Genomic DNA, 16278 nt, shown 5'->3' with positions numbered 1-16278 from the left:
CGGGTAAAGGTTCCGTCAGTGTTTTGGAAAAAATCAAACTTCGCGCCCGATCTTGATGCCAAGCGCCGGGAAGTCTTGGTATTGAACCCGTGCCGCGAAACCCCGGATTTACCGACGGCATCTGAGCCGCTGGCGGCAGCAGTAGCGGGTGGCAGCTCACCCTTTCCTACGCCGGGCGCCGATCCGCTGGGATGGCCCGCACCGCTGTGCGCACGATGCGCATGGGCGGCGGTCCCCGTTGACGAACCGGGACCGGACCCGTCCGGCGCCCCGAGCAGCTTGAACAGGTCAGACAGGACAGCACCCAAGGACGGCGTCGGACGCGGCGAAGCGAACGCCGCAGTGCCCTGAGCCCAAAAAGCGACCGTCATCGCTACGACAGCAACCCAACAACGCCAGCGTGAAACCTGCCGCACGACCCGCCCACCCCACTTCGCGAAAAACTCAAAGAAACCCGTGGGGTAAACGCAACCGAAGAAGGCGCAGTCGACGCACGGCGAGCGGAAAGTATCCCCTCAGAGATTCGCTGCGCAAGATCCATAGCCTTGCCGAGATGCAAAGGCGATTCAATCGTGATCTTCAATAGTAGGAGCGTGGCGCGCGCAACGGCCGGTTACCATCTCACCTCACGCGAAATTCACGGAGGCCCACGATGCGACGACCCACCCGACGGCAGACCGGGATCACTGCCACAGGCGGCGCTCTGGTCATCGGCATCACGGCCGTCGTGCTCAGCACGGGTGGCGGTACCCAAAGCAACCAGGCCCCCACCGCGGTATCCACCATCGACAGCCAACTCCGTGCCTGCATGCTCACCGACGCCACAGCGGACGACAAGACGATCGCCTCCGTGTGGGCGGGCCTGACCCAGGCCGCCACGCAGCGTACGGATCTCATCGTCCAGCGCCACACCCTGCCGCCCGCCGTCGCACCCGCCACCTACCTCAACACCCTGGCCCAGATGCGCTGCACGACCATCGTCACGGTCGGCGAGACCCTACGCGCGCCAGTCGCCGCGGACACCACCGGACACCACTACGTCGTGATCAGCAAGCAACCGGTCGCCGCCGCGCACACAACAAGCCTGACTCCCGGCCAGGCAACGGCAAACGCCGTCGCGTCCGCGGTCACCGCCGCCACCTGAAAGCTTCGCCAGCATCTCTGCCCCGCGACGGTGCCCCTCCCTGGTGAGCGCCACCTGCGCGTGACATAGCCTGTGGCGCGTCAACAGTGCATGACCGCCTGTGGGGGCCCTCGTGAGTACCGTTCAGCCCGTTCGTGTGTCCTTCAAAGTGCTGCGCGGCAACCGACGCCTGCTGGTCTTCCCGCTCCTCAGCGGTGCCGCGCTGATCGCTGTTGGAGGGGCGGCGCTGGAGTTCCTGCTGGATGGCGACGAGTCGTCGCCGTCCGTCCTCGAATTCATCTCCTTTGGTGCCGGTTACCTTCTGGTGGGGTTCGCTCTCACCCTCTGCAGCGCCGCGATGATCTGCGCGGTCGATGGCGTGCTGCGAGGAGAGCCCGCGCGCATCGGAGCGAGCTACCGGCGGGCTGCACGGCACTGGAGACGGCTGCTGGTGTGGAGTCTGCTCAGTACGACGGTCCTGCTGCTCATCCGGCAGTTGGAGCGAGTCCCGGTCGTCGGCTGGATCTTGGGCGAACTGTTCAAGGTGGGCTGGGCCGCCACCACTTACCTGACGCTGCCCGCCATGATGGTCGACGGCCTCGGGTTGGCCGAGGCCACCCGCCGCTCTGCGCAGATGCTGAGCGAGACCTTCTCCCGGCGGGTGTACGGCTCGCTGTGGATCGCGCTGCCGATTGTCCTATCGGTGATCATCGGATTCGTCGCCTTCATGCTCGGTGTCGAATCGAACGACGTAGGGCCCGCCATCGCGGGCGGAACGGCCGGCGCCCTGCTCCTGTTCTGCGCGCTCTTGGTGGGGGCCACGGTCTCTGCGATCTTCCGCACCGTCCTGTACCGGGACGCTTCGGCCGCGCTCTGATGCAGCGCCGCCACCGGCAGCCCCGTCCTTCGCAACCTCGCACACGTCTCGTCCGCCCGGACGTCGCTCGGCGCGTTCACCGCACGCGGCGATGACGCCCCGCGGCTATCTCCGCCAAAGTCTCCATCCGGTGCGCTTTCGGCTCCGGAACGGCGCACCCCCACGAACAGCAAGGCGAATCTGATCGAACGTAGCAATCAGATCGCGGTTGCGACCAGGCAGAACCACTCCGAGGCACCCCAATCTGATACGTCCTCACCGAGCGGACGCCGATGAAGACCAGTGCGCCGGCACACCCCTCAGGAACCGTGCAAGCCCGGCAAACCTGCCGTTACCAACCCGGGCCCGTTGCCAACGACCACGGCCCGCAGCCTCGCTCCGGACCACGCCTCAACGTCGCAGCCGAGGGTGTACGCGCATACCGGCTCCGTTCCGATGGTTCCCATGTCCTACTCACCGGCCGCCAGACCATCCGTGATCTCGTCGGTGGACCAACACAACCCCTTCCGTTACCCGTGGGCGTGCAGGCCATCAGCAGGTATATCCGCTCCGCCCAGATCGTCGTACCGCTCCCAACCGCCGGCACTGTGAGACACCTCCGACGCCTGGGCTTTTGGAGTCCAAATCCGCCGCACGGAGGACCGAATCTTCGGCGCAGATGGCAGGGTCCGCACATTGGCCAGCGCCGTCCCACTGGCCCCAGCGGTGGTGGACTCACCGCGACATCACACCCGCCGTCGCCTGGTAACCCCGAGCAGTTGTGGGGACTCCACAACATCCAAGGCCGCACCAGCCCCCCGACAGCTCCGAACCAGCCCGCTTTGCAAGGTGGTCCCCTGACGGTCCCCGGACACAGAGCAAGTCCATCCCGCGCTCGACACCAACCAAGGGACTACTCCTGCCATCCGCGCCGCCGCCGTACGAGAACACCAGGCCAACGAGTGTCCTGAGCAACGGTCCGGCGCCCGCCGCGGACAAGCAGCCACCTACCAACTCGGGTACTTTCCGAACGATCCCGGCAGCCCGTGGCAGAACATAGCCCTCATTGACCGAGTCAAGGTGCGCTAACCATCCCTGACCTGCGAAGACAGGCCGAACGATCGGCCCCGGGGACCGCCTGGGGACCACGAAAGCCAAAGGCAAAGGCCGCCCCCGCTATGCGGAGACGGCCTCTGACCTGCGTAAACACCGTCGGGACGACAGGATTTGAACCTGCGACCCCTTGACCCCCAGTCAAATTTTGCCGACTCATTCTCTCGGCAAACAGGGCAAACGGCATCTACACTTCGTGCTATAACGCGTCAGTTGTTCGGAATCGCGCGTGCCGTGTGGTCCCCAACTAGTCCCCAGGGAAATGGTCCTAGTGTCACGCCGCGAGCTCCCTTCCAGTGTGCGCTGCTTGTCAGGAATTCACAAGACGTCGACAATGCGGACGAAGGGACCTGGGGCTTCCTACGCGATTGGTCGGCGCAGTCCCGTAGAGCGTCGGGCACCCTCCGGTAAGTGCATGCGCGCCGGGGACACCACGGGTCCCAGCTCCTCACGCGGCTTGGTCGGGACAACAACCCCCCGCCCGCTGCTTGGGTGAGCGCGCAGTCCCGTGACACTCGCCAGCCGAACGTACGACGGTGGTAGGCAGGCCGAAGCTTGGGCGCCGCCTTCGAAGCAGACGCACCGTTCGGGCTTGCCTCCACCAGCTCCGCGGCGTGCCGGGAGACAGGTGCCCCGGCCCTGGAGCATGCCCTGGCGGATAACGCGACGCTCTGTGGCATCTCTTGCGGCCAGGGTGTATCGGCATCTGTTCGTTGCGATTAGATCCGGGACCTGCTTCGTCTGCCGGCTGAAGGTAGTCGACACCTTGCTGTGGTGCTTGGCACCGTAGAAGAATCCACTTCACGCAGGTGGGGGTACGGAGTGCAGCGGGAGCTCACCGAGGCGTGACCCGTACCGCTTGCCTGCCGATGAAACGCTTGGCGGCCGGCAGGCCACGCCGCGCACAATTGTGGACGTGGCAGCAATTCAGCACACGTCGCGATAGCACCTGGTGTCTCAGGTGCTTCTCAAGCAGTTCACCATGCCGGGGCTTTCGACGTCGATGCCTCGAAAGCTTCCGGATCCACCTCAGCCGAGGGCAACCACGCTTGCCTCCGTTAGCAGTTCCTCTACCTTTTCCGCCTCGGGGGATTTGAGGGCGGTGAAGATGCCGAGGGCGTCGTGCCAGCAGGCGCGGGCGCGGATGGTCTGGCCGAAGCCGGCGAGTGCCCGGCCCAGGACCGTCAGGGCGTTCGCGGTGCGCCATTCGCCGCCCACCTCGCGCAGGATGACGAGCGCCTGCTCCGCGTGGGACGCGGACTGGCGCCACTGGCCGCCCGCCAGGTGGACCTTGGCGAGCCGGAAGAGCGTCATGCCCTCCCAGAAGCGCTGCCGCGCCTCACGGAAGATGCCCAGCGCCTCGGTGAGGTACACGGTCGCCTCGTCGAGCCGGTCGGTCGCGGTGAGCGCGATGCCCATGGCGTACAGGCCGTTGCCGAGCCGGAAGCCAACGCCCAGCCCGCGGTAGATCGCCACCACCTGCTCTGCGGTGGAGACAGCCGCCTCCGTGTCACCCAACTCCAGTTGCGTGCGTGAGAGATTGCTGAGCGCGGCGGCCTCGCCGTGCCGGTTGCCGTCCTCGCGGAACGCCTCCAGCGCGTTGCTGTGATACTCCATGCATTCATGGAAGCGGCGGCCTTGCAGGGCGATGCCGCCGCGCAGGTTGAGGGCGTAGCTGTGGGTCAGCGGGTCCTCGGCGGCCAAACCGAGGCTGAGGGCACGCTGGGCTTCGTTGTCCGCTTCCTCGATCTGTCCAAACAGGCGATGAAGTTGGCCGAGCAAGACGCGGGCCCGGCCCTCGACCAGGTGCTCGGCACAGTCGCCCGCCGTGGTGACGAGGGCTCGTGCGCCCTGCTCGTACTGCTGGGCGTAGACGCCCGACTCCATCAGGTCCCCTGCTGCCCACAGCAGGTCGACGGCCCGGCGCATCGGGCCCTCGCAGCCGCCGCCGGCGGCCTGCTGAACGGCGGCGAGCAGGCCCTGGGCCTCGGAGAAGAGCCATTCCAGGGCCTCTTCGCGGGTGCCGAAGGCCAGTCCGGCGCGTTCGGTGGGGGCGAGGTGGTCCAGGACGCGGTCGCCGGGGTTCTCCAGCTCGTAGGCGCACGCGGCGGAGGAGAGGTAGAAGTCGAGGAGCCGGGACAGGGCCAGGCAGCGGGCGTCGTCGGTCTCGTCGCGGTCGGCGCACTCGCGGGCGTACAGGCGCAGCAGGTCGTGGAAGCGGTAGCGGGCCGGGGCGGCGGACTCGATGAGGCTGATGTCGACGAGGGCTTCGAGCAGTTCCTCGGTGGAGTACGGGTCCATGTCCAGGACGGCGGCGGCCGCGTCCAGGGAGATGTCCGGGCCGTCGGCGAGCGACAGGAGGCGGAACGCGCGGGCCTGGAGGGGTTCGAGCTGGCCGTAGCCGAGTTCGAAGGTGGCCTTGACGGCCAGGTCCCCGGCGCGCAGTTCGTCCAGGCGGCGGCGCTGGTCGGCGAGCTTGCGGGCCAGGACGGCGACGGTCCAGGTGCGGCGCGCGGCCAGCCGGGAGGCGGCGATGCGGATGGCGAGGGGCAGGAAGCCGCAGGCGGCGACGACGTCGAGGGCGGACTGGCGCTCGCTGGTGACGCGTTCCTCGCCGACGATCTTGGTGAAGAGGTGGAGCGCCTCCTCGGGGCTCATCACGTCCAGGTCGACGAGGTGGGCGCCCGCGAGGTCGACCATCCGGACCCGGCTGGTGATCAGCGCGGCGCAGCCGGGCGTGCCGGGCAGCAGCGGCCGGACCTGGGCGGCGTCATGGGCGTTGTCGAGCAGCGCCAGCACCCGGCGGCCGTCCAGGGTGGAGCGGTAGAGCGCGGCGCGGTCCGCGAGCGAGTCGGGGATCGCGCTGTCGGACAGGCCCAGCGCCCGCAGGAACGAGCCGAGGACGGCTTCGGGTTCCGCGGGCCTGGCGTCGGTGCCCTGCAGATCGACGTAGAGCTGCCCGTCGGGGAAGGCCTCGCGGGCGGCGTGGGCGACATGGACGGCGAGGGTGGTCTTGCCGACGCCGCCGATGCCGGCCAGCGCGGAGACGGCCATGACGCCCTTGTCGGCCTCGGTGAGCTGGGCGCCGAGTTCCCGGACGAAGGCGGCGCGGCCGGTGAAGTCGGCGACGGTCGCGGGAAGCTGGGCCGGCCGGACCACCTCGGCGGTGTGCGCGCCGGGCCCGGCGGGGGCGGCCAGGCCCGGATCGGCCTCCAGGATCCGCTGGTGGAGTTCGCTGAGCTCGGCGCAGGGGTCGACGCCCAGCTCGTCGGCGAGCAGCCGGCGGGTGTCGGCGTACACACCGAGCGCCTCGGCCTGCCGGCCGCTGCGGTAGAGCGCGAGCATCAGCAGGCAGCGCAGCCGTTCGCGCAGCGGCTGCTCGGCGGAGAGCGCGGTCAGTTCGGAGACGGCCTCGGCGTGCGCGGCCAGCTCCAGGTCCAACTCCAGGCGGGTCTCGGTGACGGTGAGCCGCCACTCCTCCAGCCGGTTGCGCTGGGCCTCCGCGTACGGGCCGGGCAGTCCGGCCAGCGGTTCGCCGTTCCACATGCCCAGCGCCGTCGCGAGCAACTCGCGGGCCCGGACCGGGTCGCCCGCGCCCCGGGCCTTCTCGGCCTCGGCGGCGAGCCGCTCCGCCGCGGCGAAGTCCAGCCCGTCGGGCGCCACATGCAGGGCGTAGCCGCCGGATTCGGTGACGAGCGCGTCGGCGCCGAGCGCCTTGCGCAGCCGGAACGCGTACGAGCGCAGCGCGGCCAGCGCGGTGGTGGGTGCCGTCTCGCCCCACAGGGCGTCGAGGAGTTCGGATGCGGTCGCGGTCCGGCCGCCGCGCAGCAGCAACGCGGCCAGGAGCGCCCGCTGCTGCGGCGACCCGGTGACGATCGGCTGGTCGTCGCGCCATGCCCGTACCGGACCGAGAACTGCGAACCGCAGTCCCCGGTCGGGCCCTGTCGCGCTGTCCATGCTGCCCCCTGAGGCGTGCCGGCCGATGCGGTGTCAATCGGCACGACGCGCGTATATCTATCGTTCATCGCGTACCGGAACAGTGTCCGCATGACGGGTGGGGCCGATCGCTCAGCCCCCCGTCCCGTGCCAGTTTGCCGTGTCGGAGGGCCGGGGTCACCCCGTGCTGGGGCCCGACCCGGCGTTACGGGGAAAGTTGTGCTGAATTTGAGGTTCCGTCTGTGTCTGCCCGCGGATTGTGCTGTGTGAATTTCGGTGGTGCCGGTGTGTTTCCTGGTGCGAGGGAGGTGAGAGGTCAGTCATGTGTTCACAATGCGTACCGGTGGCGGTGACAAGAGGTGGGTCCGGATCCGGTTCCGGGACCGGATCCGGTTCGGGAAGCGGTTCAGGACCGGGTTCAGGGTCAGGGTCGGGTTCCGGCCATGGTCCGGGGTCCGGATCTCGCCCCCGGAGCGGAGCCAGGGGCCTGGCGGCCGTCGACCGGCTGCCCGGACCGTGGTTGCGGCGACGGGCGGCGTGGGCACCGCAGTCGGTGCCGGTGCTGCCGTTCCCCGACGGCGCCACGGCGGGCACCGCCGGGTGCAGCTACCGGGAGTTGGACCGCCGGGCGCGGGCGGTGGCCGCGCGGCTGGGGCAGTTGCTGCCGCCCGGCAGCCGGGTGCTGCTCGCCTACCCCGAAGGGGCCGATCTCGCGGGGGCGTTCTTCGGCTGCCTCTACGCGGGGATGACGGCGGTACCGCTCGTGCTGCCCGCGCCGGGCGTGACATCGGCGGTGGCCCGCTGCGTCGAGCGCTGCGCGCCGGCCGCGGTACTGACGGGTGGCGACGGCTGGACCGCGCTGGCGGTGGACCGGTCCCGTACGCAGGTGGTGGAGGCGGACGGCACCCTCGTCGGCGGTGAGCCGGTGTGGAGCCTGGCCGAGAGCTGGCGCCCGGTGGGCGTCCTGCGCACCGCGCCGGGCTACCAGCGCTACCTGGACGACGGGCCGGCGGGCGGCCGGCTGGAGCCGGCGATGGGGCACGGGGACCTGGCGGACGTGGTGGCGGAACTGGCGCAGGCGGTGCGGCTGGGGACGGAGGAGGAGAACGTGGGGTGGATCGCGGCGGTGCACGGGGTGGAGGACGCGGTGTGGCGGATTCTGCTTCCTACGCATGTGGCGTTGTAGCGCGCGGGGGTGGGCCGTGAACAGAAGGCCGTTCACTTAGCTGACGGATCGTCAGATCGGCGCTACCGTGGTCGTCATGGAGACCTTCCCGAAGATCATCTCGGTGGACGACCACACGGTTGAGCCCCCCAACGTCTGGCGGGACCGGCTCCCGTCCAAGTACCACGACATCGGCCCGCGCGTCGTCCGCGCCCCCCTGAAGGAAATGACCTTCATGGGGGGCAAGTTCGCCCCCGTCATGGGGCAGCCGGGCGATGACGGGCCGATCGGCGACTGGTGGATCTACGAGGATCTGCACCGGCCGCTGACCCGCCTCGACACCGCCGTCGGTTACTCCCGCGACGAGATCAAGCTCGAGGTGATCACCTACGAGCAGATGCGTCCGGGGTCCTTCAGCGTGCCCGAGCGGCTGGTCGACATGGACGTCAACCACGTCCAGTCCGCGCTCTGCTTCCCGACCTTCCCGCGGTTCTGCGGCCAGACGTTCACCGAGGCCAAGGACCGGGAGCTCGGGCTGCTCGGGGTGCGGGCGTACAACGACTGGATGGTGGAGGAGTGGTGCGGCCCTGAGGCGCACGGGCGCCTCATACCGCTCACCCTCGTCCCGCTCTGGGACGCGGAGCTGGCGGCGGCCGAGGTGCGCAGGAACGCGGCGCGCGGTGTGCGGGCCGTCTGTTTCTCGGAGATCCCGCCGCACCTGGGGCTGCCCTCCATCCACACCGACGCGTGGGATCCGTTCCTGCGGGCCTGCGACGAGACCGGCACCGTCATCGCGATGCACATCGGCTCGTCCAGCAGGATGCCCTCCACCTCGGCGGACGCGCCGCCCGCGGTGGGTTCGACGATCACCTTCGCCAACTGCTGCTTCTCGATGGTCGACTGGCTGATGTCGGGCAAGTTCGAGCGCTTCCCGAACCTCAGGATCATGTACGCGGAGGGCCAGATCGGCTGGATCCCGTACATCCTGGAGCGCGCGAACGTGGTCTGGGAGGAGAACCGGGCCTGGGGCGGCGTGGCCGACAAGGTGTTCCGGCCGCCGTCCGAGCTGTTCGCCGAGCACGTCTACGGGTGCTTCTTCGACGACGCCTTCGGTCTCAAGAACCTCGACGCCATCGGCGTGCCCAACGTGCTGTACGAGACGGACTACCCGCACTCCGACTCCACGTGGCCCAAGTCGAAGGAGGTCGGCGAGGCGCAGATGGGGCATCTGGCCCCGGACGTCGTCGACCGCATCGTCCGCGGCAACGCGATCGACCTCCTCGGCCTCACCCCGGACGGCCTCTGGGCGGGCTGATCCGTCTCTCGCGGTGCCGTGCTCCCCGGGGGGCGGGGAGCACAGCACCGCGAGAGCGGGGGGTCAGCCGATGAGGTCCCCGCCGTAGGCCCGCTTGTCCTTCAGGCCGAAGTCGGCGGGCCCGAAGCGCACGGTGCCGGTGGCGCGCAGGCCCTCGGCGGTGCCGGGGAGGATCCAGGCGGATCCCATGTTCCTGTCGTCCTCCGGGCCGCAGACGGTGAGGTCGGCCTTGCCGTCGTTGTTGAGGTCGCTGAGGGTCAGCCGCTCCCCGAAACGGTCCCGCTCGACACTGTCGCCGGGGATGCCGGGGGTCTCCTGGGTGAAGTACTGGCCGCCGGCCGTGGTGAGGCCCTTCGCCGAGCCGCGCAGGAGTATGACCCTCCCGGCGTTGATGGTCGTCCCGAAGGGCTCCGCCCCGTCGCCGATGGCGAGGTCGGCGAAGCCGTCGCCGTTGACGTCGCCGAGGGCGACGCTGTCGGCGAACGGGCCGCGGGGAGGGGGGCCGGGGAGGCCGGGGGTGTCCTTGCTGATGACCTGGTCGGGGCGGCCGTCGCCGGGGCCGTCCTTGCTGCCGTAGGTGACGGTGACGAAGCCGGCGCGGCTCTCCTGTCCGTCGAACTGGTGGCTGGAGGAGTCGCCGATGGCGAGGTCGCCGTAGCCGTCATGGTCGATGTCCCCGATCGCGGTGACATGCCCCGCGGCGACGTCCTTGCCCTCCACGTCGGCCAGGCCCTGCCGGGAACCCTGGAAGAAGGTGTTCCCCGGGGGCTTGTCGTTGTCGGTGTACCAACGGGTTCCGACGATCAGGTCGCTGATGTGGTCGCCGGTGAGGTCGCCCGCCGTGAGGTGCGTCTCCAGCGGGCCCAGCCCGCCGGCGTTCGCGAATACGGACGAGAATGCGAGGTCGTAGGTGCCGGAGCGGGGCCCCTTGCGGGTGAAGCCGCCCGCGAGGACCGAGATACGGGGGTTCTTCTTGGTGCCGATGAAGGCGGCGAGTTCGGCCTTCCCGTCGCCGTTGAAGTCGCCGACCGCCAGGGCGCCGGCTCCGCCCGAGGAGTCGGACGGCTGGCCGGGCAGGTCGAACGCCGTGCCGCCGGACAGGCCGTCGGCGCCGCCCCACACGACGACATCGCTGAAGACCAGGTCGGTGTAACCGTCGTTGTCGAGGTCGCCGTAGGTCATGACGCCGTCGAGATGTCCGTCGGGAATGCCGTCGGTGTCCTGGTCGATGACGGTTCTGCGGGCGGCGTCCAGCCCGTCCTTTCCGCCGTAGGTCACCACGATCGCGCCGGGTTTCGTCTCCAGTTCGACGCGGAGACCGTTCACACGGACGGCCAGGTCGTTGTACCCGTCGCCGTTGAAGTCGGCACGCGGGCCCCCGGCCGCCTTGGCGGCTGGAGGGGTGTGCACGGGGGTGGGCGCGTCGGTGCCGGAGCAGCCCGCGATGCCGGCCAGCAGCACGGCTGCGGCGATGGGTGATATCCGGTGCCGCATGTGGTGCTCCTGTTGTCTGGTGTGAGTACTGGTCCTTCTGGTCATGGTGTTACGTGTCCGACTGCCGAAAGGTGCGGACGGTTGTACGACGCGGGCGCCGGGCGCCCGTACGACGCGGGCGGCGGCCTGTCGTACGACGTGGGCAACGGGTCGTTGTGTGACACCGGCGACGGCAGGCCGGCCCAGAAAACCCCGCGTACCCCTTTACTGACACACCGTCAGATACGACGATGGGCCGCGAAGCCCGGGCCGCAGGCCCGCCCCGTCGACCAAGGGAGAGCCGCGCCGTGCGTTACGGGATGCAACTGCCCGTCCAGTCGCTGAGCACGATGTACGCCGAGCCGTGGGAACGACAGGCCGGCCCCGCCGACCTCGTCGAGATCGCCCGGGCCGCCGACCGGTCCGGGTTCGACTACATCGCCTCGTGCGACCACGTCGCGATCCCGCGACGCCTGGCCGACGCGATGAGCACCACCTGGTACGACCCGGTGGCGACCCTCGCCTACCTCGCCGCCGTCACGACGAACGTCCGGCTGCTCAGCCATGTCGCCGTCGTCGGCCTGCGCCACCCCCTGGTCACCGCCAAGGCGTACGCGACGCTCGACCACCTCTCCGGAGGCCGGCTGATCCTCGGGGTCGGGGCGGGTCATGTGGCGGAGGAGTTCGACGCGGTCGGCGCCGACTTCGCGCGGCGCGGCCCCGTGCTGGACGAGACGATCGACGCGCTGCGGGCGGCGTTCGCCGAGGAGTTCCCCGAGCACCACGGGGAGTTCTTCGACTTCAGCGGCCTCGGGCAGCGCCCCCGCCCCGCCCGGCCGGGCGGGCCGCCGATCTGGGTCGGCGGGTCGTCGCCCGCCGCCGTGCGCCGGGCCGCCGTCCGGGGCGACGGGTGGCTGCCGCAGGGCGACCCGCGCGACAAGTTGCCCCAGCAGATCGCCCGGATCCGGGAACTGCGCGAGCAGGCGGGCGTCACCACGCCGATCGAGATCGGCACCATCGCCGAGCCGCTGTACGTCGGGGCGCCGGCATGGGAGGTCGGGCGGCGCACGCTGCACGGCAAGCCGGACGCGCTCGCGGCGAGCCTGCGGGAGTACCGGGCGATGGGGGTCGGGCAGATCCAGGTCCGGTTCCGCAGCCGTAGCAGGGCCGAGCTGATCGAGCAGATGGAGGCGTTCGCCTCCGATGTCGCGCCGCACCTCGACGAGTAGGTCGCTCCGCACCTCAACGAGTAAGGGGACACACATGGGCAAGCTGGACGGGCGCGTGGTGCTGATCACCGGCGCGTCGCGCGGGCAGGGCGAGCAGGAGGCGCGGCTGTTCGCCGCCGAGGGGGCGAACGTCGTCCTCGCGGATGTGCTCGACGAGCAGGGCGAGGCGCTGGCCAAGGAGATAGGGGACAGCGCCCGCTACGTCCATCTGGACGTGAGCCGCGAGGAGGACTGGGCGGCGGCCGTCGCCGCGACGACGGAGGCCTTCGGCCGGCTCGACGGCCTGGTCAACAACGCGGGCATCCTGCGCTTCAACGAGCTGGCGAGCACCCCGCTGGAGGAGTACCAGCTGGTGGTGCAGGTCAACCAGGTCGGCGCGTTCCTCGGGATGCGGGCGGCGATCCCCGCCATCGAGGCGGCCGGCGGCGGCACGATCGTCAACACCGCCTCGTACACCGCGCTGACCGGTATGGCGCTGCTGACGTCGTACGCCGCCACGAAGGCCGCGATCGTCGGGATGACGCGGGTGGCCGCGATGGAGGGCGCGCCCAAGGGGATCCGGGTGAACGCGATGTGCCCCGGCGCCATCGACACCCCCATGTCCAACCCCTCCCAGCTCGATCCGGAGGCGGACCCGGCGGAGTCCACGGCCGCGCTGGACGAGTTCTACAAGAAGCTCGTACCGCTGGGCCGGATCGGTCAGCCGGCCGAGGTGGCGAAGCTCGCACTGTTCCTGACCAGCGATGACTCGTCGTACATCACGGGGCAGCCGTTCGTGATCGACGGTGGCTGGCTCGCCGGGGTCTCGGTCTTCTAGTCGCTAAATCTGACACATCATCAGCTATTGACGCTCCGCCGAGGCGGTGCCAGAGTCGTTCGTATCTGACGGAGTGTCAGAAAACTTTAGGACGGTGAACCTCCTTGGAATTCGGGCTCTTTGTACAGGGATATGTGCCTGTCGCGCGCTCCGCGGTCGACCCCCAGGCGGAGCACAAGGTGCTGCTGGAGGAGACCGAGTACGTCATCCAGGCGGACAAGTCCGGCTTCAAGTACGCCTGGGCCTCCGAGCACCACTTCCTGGAGGAGTACTCGCACCTGTCGGCGAACGAGGTCTTCCTCGGCTACCTCGCCCACGCCACCGAGCGCATCCACCTCGGATCCGGCATCTTCAACCCGCTCGCCCCCGTCAACCACCCGGTGAAGGTCGCCGAGAAGGTCGCGATGCTCGACCACCTCTCCGAGGGCCGGTTCGAGTTCGGCTCGGGACGCGGCGCGGGCAGCCACGAGATCCTGGGGTTCATGCCGGGCATCACCGACATGAACCACACCAAGGAGATCTGGGAAGAGACCATCGCCGAGTTCCCCAAGATGTGGCTCCAGGACGAGTACGTCGGGTTCCAGGGGAAGCACTGGTCACTGCCGCCGCGCAAGATCTTCCCCAAGCCGTACGGGAAGTCGCACCCGGCCATGTGGTACGCCGCCGGATCGCCCTCCTCGTACGCGATGGCCGCCAAGAAGGGCCTCGGCGTACTCGGCTTCAGCGTCCAGAAGGTCTCCGACATGGAGTGGGTGCTGGAGCAGTACAAGAACGGCATCCAGGAGGCCGAGCCGATCGGCGACTTCGTCAACGACAACGTCATGGTGACGTCCACCGCCATCTGCGCGGAGACGCACGCCAAGGCCGTCGAGATCGCCGCCAAGGGCGGCCTCAACCGGCTGCAGTCGCTGGTCTTCCGCTACCACGACACCTTCCCCCGGCCCGAGGGCATCCCCGAGTGGCCGGAACTGCTCCCCGAGTACAGCGAGGAGATCATCGAACTCCTCATCGCCGAGGAGCTGATGATCTGCGGCGACCCGGACGAGGTCACCGCGCAGTGCAAGCGCTGGGAGCAGGCCGGCGCCGACCAGCTCTCCTTCGGGCTGCCGATCGGGATCTCGTACGAGGACACGATGAACACGATCAAGCTCATCGGTGAGCACGTCATCCCGAAGATCGACACGGACCCGGTGCACCGCACCACCCGGTTCCGCCAGGCGGCGGGCCAGTAGAAGCGGGGGCGGCGTCTTCCCGGACCGCCGCCCCGCGCCTCCGGCCGGGACAGGGCGTCATACGGCAGCGGTCTGCCGACCTGTCCGGACCGGAGGCGCAACCACGCCCGCACGACTTCACAACCCGGAGAGGTGAGATCGACCATGCTTGACCACCTGATCAAGGGCGCCACCGTGGTGGACGGCACGGGAGCCCCCGCGTACACCGCCGATGTCGGTCTGCGCGGCGGCAAGATCGCCACCATCGCCGAACCCGGCACCGTCACGGAGCCCGCCAGGACCGAAGAGGACGCCACCGGCCTCGTCCTGACCCCCGGCTTCGTCGACCCCCACACCCACTACGACGCCCAGCTGTTCTGGGACCCCTTCGCCACCCCGTCCATGAACCACGGCGTCACCACCATCGCGGGCGGCAACTGCGGCTTCACCCTGGCCCCGCTCAACCCCGCCCGCCCCGAGGACGCCGACTACACGCGCCGCATGATGTCCAAGGTCGAGGGCATGTCCCTCAAGGCCCTGGAGGAGGGCGTCGACTGGACCTGGTCCTCCTTCGGCGAGTACCTCGACGCCCTCGAAGGCCGGATCGCCGTCAACGCCGGCTTCATGGTCGGCCACTGCGCGCTCCGCCGGCACGTCATGGGCCCGGACGCCGTCGGCGGACAGCCGACCGGGAAGCAGCTGGAGCAGATGCTCCAGCTCTTCCACGAATCCATGGCCGCCGGCGGCTGGGGACTGTCCACCACCCAGTCCTCCACCCACTCCGACGGCGACGGCCGACCCGTCGCCTCCCGGCACGCCGGCCGCGACGAACTCATCGCCCTGTCCCGCGCCGTCGGCGAACACGAGGGCACCCAGATCGAGGCGATCGTCGCCGGCTGCCTCGACCAGTTCGCGGACGAGGAGATCGACCTCTTCGTCGACATGAGCGCCGCCGCCGGACGCCCCCTCAACTGGAACGTCCTCACCATCGACGCCGCCGTCCCGGCCCGCGTCCCCCGCCAGCTCGCCGCCTCAGAACGCGCCCGCAAGGCCGGCGGCCGCATCGTCGCCCTCACCATGCCGATCCTCACGCCCATGAACATGTCCCTCGGCACGTTCTGCGCCCTCAACCTCATCCCCGGCTGGGGCGAGATCCTCAACCTCCCCATCCCCGAACGCATCGCGAAACTCCGCGACCCCGCCGTCCGCGCCGAAATGCTCCGCAGCGCCAACAGCCCCGAAGCCGGCGTCTTCCGCCGCCTCGCCAACTTCGGCCGCTACGTCATCGGCGACACCTACTCCGAGGCCAACACCGGCGTCAGCGGCCGCGTCGTCAAGGACATCGCCGCCGAACGCGGCCAGGAGGCGTTCGAGACCATCGTCGAGATCTGCGCCAACGACGACATGCGGACCGTCCTGTGGCCGATGCCCACCGACAACGACCCGGACAGCTGGGCGCTCCGCGCCCGCACCTGGGAACACGAGGACGTCATGCTCGGCGGCTCCGACGCGGGCGCCCACCTCGACCGCATGTGCGGCGCCCCCTACACCACCCGCTTCCTCGGCGACTGCCTCCGGGGCCGCCGCCTGGTCCCCCTGGAACAGGCCGTCCGCATGCTCACCGACGACCCCGCCCAGCTCTTCGGCCTCCGCGGCCGAGGCCGGGTGACCGAGGGCTACTACGCCGACCTCGTCCTCTTCGACCCCACCCGCATCGACGCCGGCATCGCCACCCTCGTCCACGACCTCCCGGGCAATAGCCCCCGACTCGACTCGCGCGCGATCGGCATCGTCTCCGTACGGGTCAACGGCGTCGAGACGATCAGAGACGACGAAATCACCGGCGCCGTCCCCGGAACGGTGTTGCGGTCGGGCCGCGACACGGCATCCGTCCACACGGTGTAACGGGCACTGACGGGGTGCGGTACGTCGGCGCCCGCCCCACCGTTGCGCCTGCGGCGGGTTCCCCACCCACCCGCCCTTTGCCGGTACGGATGCATGTGCGTCGGCACCTGGCCCGCCGTTGCGCCTGCGGCGGGC

General features: G+C 69.7%; 10 protein-coding genes. 8 read left to right on the top strand and 2 right to left on the bottom strand.

From position 1 onward, the window contains the following. The first annotated feature begins 652 nt into the window (after nucleotides 1-652). Nucleotides 653-1144, top strand: a complete 492-nt coding sequence (locus O3W51_RS41135; RefSeq protein ID WP_269288873.1) for a hypothetical protein — start codon at nucleotides 653-655, stop codon at nucleotides 1142-1144. Nucleotides 1145-1280: 136 nt separating this feature from the next. After that, nucleotides 1281-2000, top strand: a complete 720-nt coding sequence (locus O3W51_RS41130; protein ID WP_269288871.1) for a DUF6159 family protein — start codon at nucleotides 1281-1283, stop codon at nucleotides 1998-2000. Between the two features lie 2121 nt (nucleotides 2001-4121). Here the strand turns inward: O3W51_RS41130 and O3W51_RS41125 are convergent. After that, the gene (locus tag O3W51_RS41125) at nucleotides 4122-7049 is read right to left on the bottom strand and encodes an AfsR/SARP family transcriptional regulator (RefSeq protein WP_269288868.1); all 2928 of its coding nucleotides are present in this window, start codon (nucleotides 7047-7049) and stop codon (nucleotides 4122-4124) included. 499 nt (nucleotides 7050-7548) lie between these two features. Between O3W51_RS41125 and O3W51_RS41120 the strand changes: the two genes are divergently transcribed. Then, nucleotides 7549-8214 carry an AMP-binding protein gene (locus O3W51_RS41120; RefSeq protein ID WP_232485314.1) on the top strand — a complete coding sequence of 222 codons (666 nt, stop codon included), beginning with the start codon at nucleotides 7549-7551 and terminating at the stop codon, nucleotides 8212-8214. A gap of 76 nt (nucleotides 8215-8290) precedes the next feature. Beyond that, a complete protein-coding gene (locus O3W51_RS41115; protein WP_198357776.1) occupies nucleotides 8291-9508 on the top strand; it encodes an amidohydrolase family protein in 1218 nt (405 codons plus the stop codon). A gap of 63 nt (nucleotides 9509-9571) precedes the next feature. Here the strand turns inward: O3W51_RS41115 and O3W51_RS41110 are convergent, their stop codons facing one another. Then, nucleotides 9572-11002 (bottom strand): FG-GAP and VCBS repeat-containing protein, encoded by a 1431-nt coding sequence (locus O3W51_RS41110; protein ID WP_198357775.1) that lies wholly within the window; start codon nucleotides 11000-11002, stop codon nucleotides 9572-9574. A 230-nt stretch (nucleotides 11003-11232) separates the two neighbouring features. Between O3W51_RS41110 and O3W51_RS41105 the strand changes: the two genes are divergently transcribed. The 4 genes from O3W51_RS41105 to O3W51_RS41090 all read left to right on the top strand — a co-directional run bounded on the left by O3W51_RS41105 (nucleotide 11233) and on the right by O3W51_RS41090 (nucleotide 16143). Beyond that, nucleotides 11233-12210, top strand: coding sequence for a TIGR03619 family F420-dependent LLM class oxidoreductase (locus O3W51_RS41105; RefSeq protein ID WP_138353579.1), 978 nt, complete (start codon nucleotides 11233-11235; stop codon nucleotides 12208-12210). Between the two features lie 34 nt (nucleotides 12211-12244). Beyond that, nucleotides 12245-13027 carry an SDR family NAD(P)-dependent oxidoreductase gene (locus O3W51_RS41100; RefSeq protein WP_138353580.1) on the top strand — a complete coding sequence of 261 codons (783 nt, stop codon included), beginning with the start codon at nucleotides 12245-12247 and terminating at the stop codon, nucleotides 13025-13027. Between the two features lie 104 nt (nucleotides 13028-13131). Beyond that, complete coding sequence (locus tag O3W51_RS41095) at nucleotides 13132-14259, top strand: LLM class flavin-dependent oxidoreductase (RefSeq protein ID WP_138353581.1); 1128 nt, start codon at nucleotides 13132-13134, stop codon at nucleotides 14257-14259. Between the two features lie 144 nt (nucleotides 14260-14403). Further along, a complete protein-coding gene (locus O3W51_RS41090) occupies nucleotides 14404-16143 on the top strand; it encodes an N-acyl-D-amino-acid deacylase family protein (protein ID WP_138353582.1) in 1740 nt (579 codons plus the stop codon). Nucleotides 16144-16278: the final 135 nt, after the last annotated feature.

The sequence above is a fragment of the Streptomyces sp. H39-C1 genome (genome assembly GCF_027158125.1).
GTDB lineage: Bacteria > Actinomycetota > Actinomycetes > Streptomycetales > Streptomycetaceae > Actinacidiphila > Actinacidiphila fildesensis.
The sequence above is the reverse complement of the archived record's forward strand: the minus strand, read 5'-3'. Positions and strand labels throughout refer to the sequence as shown.

Coding starts and splice junctions, on each gene's coding strand:
- O3W51_RS41135 (WP_269288873.1), top strand. CDS start 653: ATGCGACGACCCACCCGACGGCAGACCGGGATCACTGCCACAGGCGGC.
- O3W51_RS41125 (WP_269288868.1), bottom strand. CDS start 7,049: ATGGACAGCGCGACAGGGCCCGACCGGGGACTGCGGTTCGCAGTTCTC.
- O3W51_RS41115 (WP_198357776.1), top strand. CDS start 8,291: ATGGAGACCTTCCCGAAGATCATCTCGGTGGACGACCACACGGTTGAG.
- O3W51_RS41110 (WP_198357775.1), bottom strand. CDS start 11,002: ATGCGGCACCGGATATCACCCATCGCCGCAGCCGTGCTGCTGGCCGGC.
- O3W51_RS41105 (WP_138353579.1), top strand. CDS start 11,233: ATGGGCCGCGAAGCCCGGGCCGCAGGCCCGCCCCGTCGACCAAGGGAG.
- O3W51_RS41100 (WP_138353580.1), top strand. CDS start 12,245: ATGGGCAAGCTGGACGGGCGCGTGGTGCTGATCACCGGCGCGTCGCGC.
- O3W51_RS41090 (WP_138353582.1), top strand. CDS start 14,404: ATGCTTGACCACCTGATCAAGGGCGCCACCGTGGTGGACGGCACGGGA.